The organism is Ferrovum myxofaciens, from assembly GCF_000735045.1.
In the GTDB taxonomy this organism is placed as follows: domain Bacteria; phylum Pseudomonadota; class Gammaproteobacteria; order Burkholderiales; family Ferrovaceae; genus Ferrovum; species Ferrovum myxofaciens.
Map to the genome: position 1 here is coordinate 1 of NZ_JPOQ01000083.1, position 4,975 is coordinate 4,975.

A 4,975-nucleotide genomic window follows, 5' to 3' on the forward strand; every position below is an offset into this window, starting at 1 on the left:
GAGGCGGATTTCTGTTCTTTGGTGACGGCAAGGGCTAAGTAAATAGTCTTGTGATCCTGTGAAAAGAGTCTGGCTTCTGAGGTGGTCTGACTTGATTGGACAGGTTTTTTTGAAAGATAAGTGGTTGTCATGGGCATGTTCAGCAAGTAGATGCAACCGAAGGTGAGAAAAAACAGAGGGAAGCGAGGTTTCCCTGATCTTTCAGAAAATTCTGTACGGATTTTGTGTGATGGGGGCAGCGCAAGTAAAGATGGTAGGAACGGCTTAAATGATACGTGGGTCTGGTGATTCGTTCATTATGAATATCTAGCACGGGATTCCTCTGATTGGATGGCGTTATTGCATCACATGGTTGTGTTCAGGGTATGCATCAGATAAAACAGCGCGCCCAGAGCAAAGAGATACAAGAAAGAAAACCGGCTCAGGATGCTGGTTTTTTTAGAACGAAATAATGGGAACTCACCCCGCAAAGGATTGTGCATATGGGCGGCTTTGGGTTTTGTGACACGTTTAAAGTTCACGGAGATCATTGTGGCCTCCCGTGTTTCTGTCGTTGATGGATTCGCATGATACTGGTTCCGTGTTTTCAGTGGTTCAGGTGCCTGTCACCACCTGCTCGAAATGCACTGCCACATCCATGCCGTCTTGTAGCGCGCCATCAATCAGGTGTAAAATTCTGCGACAACCCGCAAAGGGGCACCCGCCCCCTGCGCCTTCGCAAGAGTCAAATCAGCCGAAGCGCCGATACCGCAGCCCTGCCATCAACCCCAGCAACCCAATTCCGAGCAATGCCACGCTCGCGGGCTCTGGCACCGCGGCTGGCCCCCCTGCGGAGGTTTGCAAGGTGAGCGCACTGAATATCGCTCTTTCGTAGCCACGGGAACCGCTGTCCGTCAGCGTGATGCTGGCCAGCCCGTCGGTCAGGAAATAGGACGGAAGGGCATAGTTCTGCATATCCAGACGCTGGCCTTGTCCGTTGGTAAACGCGTTCGTGGTCGTGGTGCCGTTGATCGTGGTTGTATAGAACCCATTATTGTAGTCGCGCACGTCAACATTTCCGACCAAGCTCTTGGTATAACTGGCCCCGCCGTTGCCGGCATTGAAAGCAATATTCAACGGTGTCGGGTTGGTGTTGGTTGTGCCCCACCCGGTATTGATCATTGTGTAGACGTTGGTCACATCCAAGATGTTGCCAAACGTGAGCGTAGTCGAGTAGGTGCCCGGTAATAATTGGGCGCCGCCGCCCATCCAGTAATTATTGAAGCCGCCGCCCGGGATAGCCACATTCGCAATATTGAATGGAACACCGTTATAAGTTTGATTTCCGGTCGGGAAAGTCGAACCGTTGATTAAAATGGAATCCGACGCGTTGACGATACCAGACAGATCGATCGTCTGGAACCCCGCCCACGCCGTAGGTGCTGTAAAAACGGCCCCAATCAGGCAAGCAGCAACAGCCTTGGCAATCATCGTTTTCGAATATTTCTTATTGTTTTTCATTTCTATTCCTCTCCTTCTGAGATTGATTGGGCTTTCCTGCACCCTCGCACATGGAAAGTTTTCGTAAAAATCGATTCAATCTAAGATAAAGCACGAATCATGCCATTTATTTGTAATGTAATATAATCATTACATTACAAATAGTTGCAATAACAAAATGAAATGGAATGGAATGGAATGGAATGAAAAGTGTAAAATTTTCCGACATCTCGCAAGTTTCCTGCCCACGAATATGACTACCGGACGATATGTCTCTATTTGGCGTGGGTTTCCAACCAGTGGGTTGTGGTTATAAATTGCTTTGGCGCAGGCGACCGAAACAGAGAATGGCAGGCTGTGGATCGTCCCAACCACAAGCCCAGAAAAGTACTTGGATTCAGAACGCCATTTGAGGTATTCTTCGGCAAAACGGTGCGCTACACTAGGACACCATCAGGTGTTGCACTTCGAACTTGAGTCTGCGCCCACACTATGTCATCAAAAGCCAATATTTCTAGCGAGAAAGTCGAACCATCCATGGTGATGTCCAGTTTTGCTTCCCTTAACCTGCAGGTGGGCGAGTTGTTGCAAGCACAAGTGTGGGCAGGACAAAACTCCCAAAAATACAGCGTCAGACTGATCGGTTATTGCGAGAGGCGGAGTGTTTTAGTGACTGCTCCTGAATTCAATGGCCATGTGATCTTGGCGCACGAGGGGCAGAATATTGTCATGAGATATTTTTCGGGGAAAAACGCTTATGCCTTCACTGCGAGCGTGTTGCGTGTCTGCAACACGCCATACCCTTACCTCCACGTGACCTATCCAGTTTCCATTCAAGAGATGAAGATCAGAAAGGCAGCTCGGGTTAAAGCGAATGTCACTACTTCTGTTTACCGGGATGACAATCCAGAAATCAAACTGGCTTGTACCATTGCCGACATCAGTTTTACCGGCGTACAACTTGGTTCCACGGTTTCATTGGGACAGGTAGGTGATGTGCTCAAGTTATGTATTCAGGTTTCAAGCCAAGGAGTGACGGCAAACATTTCCCCTTCTGTTGTGATCAAGGTGGCTTCTGAGAACAAATGCCAAGTTGGAGATGGGGAGGAACCACTGTTATTTATGTACGGTGCTGAATTTCATAACCTCGATCAGACCGAATCCTTTGCTCTTCAGGTTCTGGTTTATCAAAATCTCCTGAAAGGATCTTGATCGAGGAAATCTCACTCCCCCTCTTTTTTTCTCACCTTCGGTTGCATTTACGGGTTAAAAATCATACTCAACAATGAGCACTTTTATGACAGTAAAACCTCAAAACATCCAAAGAATACTCGTTATAGGTGCTGGTCGTGGTGGCTTAGCAATGCTCGATCTCTTTCGAGAAGATCCGCTAATTAATATTGTTGGTATTATTGACACTGATCCACAAGCTCCAGCACTAGCAATTGCGAGGAAACACGGCATTCTGGATTTTACCAATCTTACTGACGCAATCAAAGTGAGCAGGCCTTGTCTCGCATTCAACCTCACAGGCGATGAAAGTATCACAGCCTATGTTGAATCTCAGTTGGGAAGTGGGAATAGCATCGGAGGCTTTCAGGCACGTTTCATTTGGACTTTACTTACCCGTCTGAAACAAACAAATGAACAGATTACCGCTCTCGCCCACCATGACTCCCTTACAGGACTTCCCAACCGCATCCTGTTCTATGACCGTCTCAATCAGGCAATAACAAGGGCGCTTCGAGATAAAGAATCGATCGCCGTCCTCTATCTTGATCTTGACGGTTTCAAACATGTCAATGACACATTAGGACACGATGCTGGCGATGCACTTCTGCGCGAGACAGCCAAAAGAATCATGGCATGTGTTCGAGAATCGGACACGGTGGCGCGCATAGGTGGCGATGAGTTTACGATGATTCTCAGTAACGCGCGAACAACGAACAGCAAAGACCGCGTGGCCAAGAAAATTGTTGATGCTATCGCTCACCCATTTATGATCAATGGAAAAAATTGTACGGTGAGCGCCAGTATTGGTATCTCTCTCTACCCAGACCATGGAGAAACAGCAGAGCAGTTGGTAAAAATCGCCGATGCCGCAATGTATTTGGCTAAACACAGCGGGAAAAACTGCCATTGTTACGCCAAGTTACCATCGGGTTGCACTTCGATTTTTAATCCGTGTACGAATAAATCACAACATCGCAAGGACGCTGGAGACGCCATATGACCCGCAAAAGCATTCTCGTGGTTGACGACATGTTGTCCATACGTACCGTTATAGCTTCCTTGCTCAGGAGCAGCGGTCACAAAACGATGGAGGCGGGTAGCGGAGATTTGGCGCTTCAACTTATGCGGAGCAATTCGTTTGATCTGATACTCTCGGACTGGAACATGCCTGGCCTTACCGGTGCCCAATTCGTGTCGGCCATCCGAACCAAGGATTCTGTTATCCCGGTTATCATGGTAACCGCAGAGGCCAACCGAGAATGCTTCATGGAGATGAAAAAAATCGGTGTCAGTGGCTATATTTTGAAGCCATTTAAGCCGCAGGCCATTCTGGATTTAGTAGACAAGATATTTTCTGAACCAAAAAAACTATGAGGTACAGTTTACCTTGGTGTGACGGAACCTTTTATAGTCAAAAACTCAGTCGAATGAAAGGCCATTAGCAGGGACGAAGCAACGCCTCGAAAAATTTATTTATAACGAACACAAATTCAGGAGTTACATAACCAAGACAATGCCAAAAATTGAGCCAGTATTAAATAAGTGCGAGAATATTTCCAGACGGAAATTCGTGCATCGAATCGTACAATTTGTCTGGATCCTTGCGGTATTGCCGACAATATCTGCAGCCAATGTGCGCCCTGTGAACGTTACCCCAGATTTCTTAATTAAATGTGATATTTCAACGCCAGGCAGTTCTATTTCGCAGGAGTTCAAGGTAACTAAATATGACTCCTATAAATTTGAACTAATGTTTAGTTTTGGCGATATACTCCCAAATGATGAGCAAATAAGGTATCTTCAAAAATTTGCGGGTGGTGTGAATAGCAGGCGAGGCATAATAGCCGGGGCTTCGAAAATGTTTTCAAGCAGTGGGATTGTTATTCCGTTGCATATTGTTATTGTGCCACTTTCAGGCACGAACATTGCCAAACCTATCATTGACAAGTTAATCAATACAGAAGGCATTGAGGATGGTTGGCCAAAAAGTTGGGCACCACATGTTGATGGCTCGCCTTCGCTGAGTCCATATGATGGGTTGATCAGGCCGATAACGAAAGTGGCTCTGCTTCCCGGAAAATATCGAGTAACAATTATGTCGGTTAAGGAAACCAGATTACCGGATCATGTAGAGACTTTGCTTAAGGTGGTGGCCATGCATACGAATCAGGATGATCACTGACATCAGCACTATTATTGAGCAAGGTTTATATTTATGTAGGCTTAGTTCACGTTAACCCGCCTTTAACGAAATAAGCGAAAA

6 protein-coding genes and 1 pseudogene are annotated in these 4,975 nt (G+C 46.6%); 5 read left to right on the forward strand and 2 right to left on the reverse strand.

Annotated elements, in window-relative coordinates; translation table 11 throughout:
• Window positions 1-344: 344 nt before the first annotated feature.
• Both IV91_RS0110325 and IV91_RS0110330 read right to left on the reverse strand, forming a co-directional pair.
• Window positions 345-530: a hypothetical protein gene (locus IV91_RS0110325; RefSeq protein WP_031598122.1), complete on the reverse strand. Its 186-nt coding sequence runs from the start codon at window positions 528-530 to the stop codon at window positions 345-347.
• Between the two features lie 199 nt (window positions 531-729).
• Window positions 730-1,500: a PEP-CTERM sorting domain-containing protein gene (locus IV91_RS0110330; RefSeq protein WP_031598124.1), complete on the reverse strand. Its 771-nt coding sequence runs from the start codon at window positions 1,498-1,500 to the stop codon at window positions 730-732.
• Between the two features lie 333 nt (window positions 1,501-1,833).
• Between IV91_RS0110330 and IV91_RS20030 the strand changes: the two are divergent.
• The 5 genes and pseudogenes from IV91_RS20030 to IV91_RS0110350 all read left to right on the forward strand — a co-directional run.
• A pseudogene (locus IV91_RS20030) lies at window positions 1,834-1,956 on the forward strand (IS30 family transposase); the annotation flags it as partial.
• A gap of 15 nt (window positions 1,957-1,971) precedes the next feature.
• On the forward strand, window positions 1,972-2,691 hold the full coding sequence (locus tag IV91_RS0110335) for a flagellar brake protein (protein ID WP_084190045.1): 720 nt from the start codon (window positions 1,972-1,974) through the stop codon (window positions 2,689-2,691).
• Between the two features lie 85 nt (window positions 2,692-2,776).
• Window positions 2,777-3,712, forward strand: coding sequence for a GGDEF domain-containing protein (locus IV91_RS16865; RefSeq protein WP_031598128.1), 936 nt, complete (start codon window positions 2,777-2,779; stop codon window positions 3,710-3,712).
• Complete coding sequence (locus IV91_RS0110345) at window positions 3,709-4,086, forward strand: response regulator (RefSeq protein ID WP_031598130.1); 378 nt, start codon at window positions 3,709-3,711, stop codon at window positions 4,084-4,086. Before IV91_RS16865 ends, IV91_RS0110345 begins: the two co-directional genes overlap by 4 nt.
• Before the next feature lie 139 nt (window positions 4,087-4,225).
• Window positions 4,226-4,894, forward strand: coding sequence for a DUF5625 family protein (locus IV91_RS0110350; RefSeq protein ID WP_031598132.1), 669 nt, complete (start codon window positions 4,226-4,228; stop codon window positions 4,892-4,894).
• Window positions 4,895-4,975: the final 81 nt, after the last annotated feature.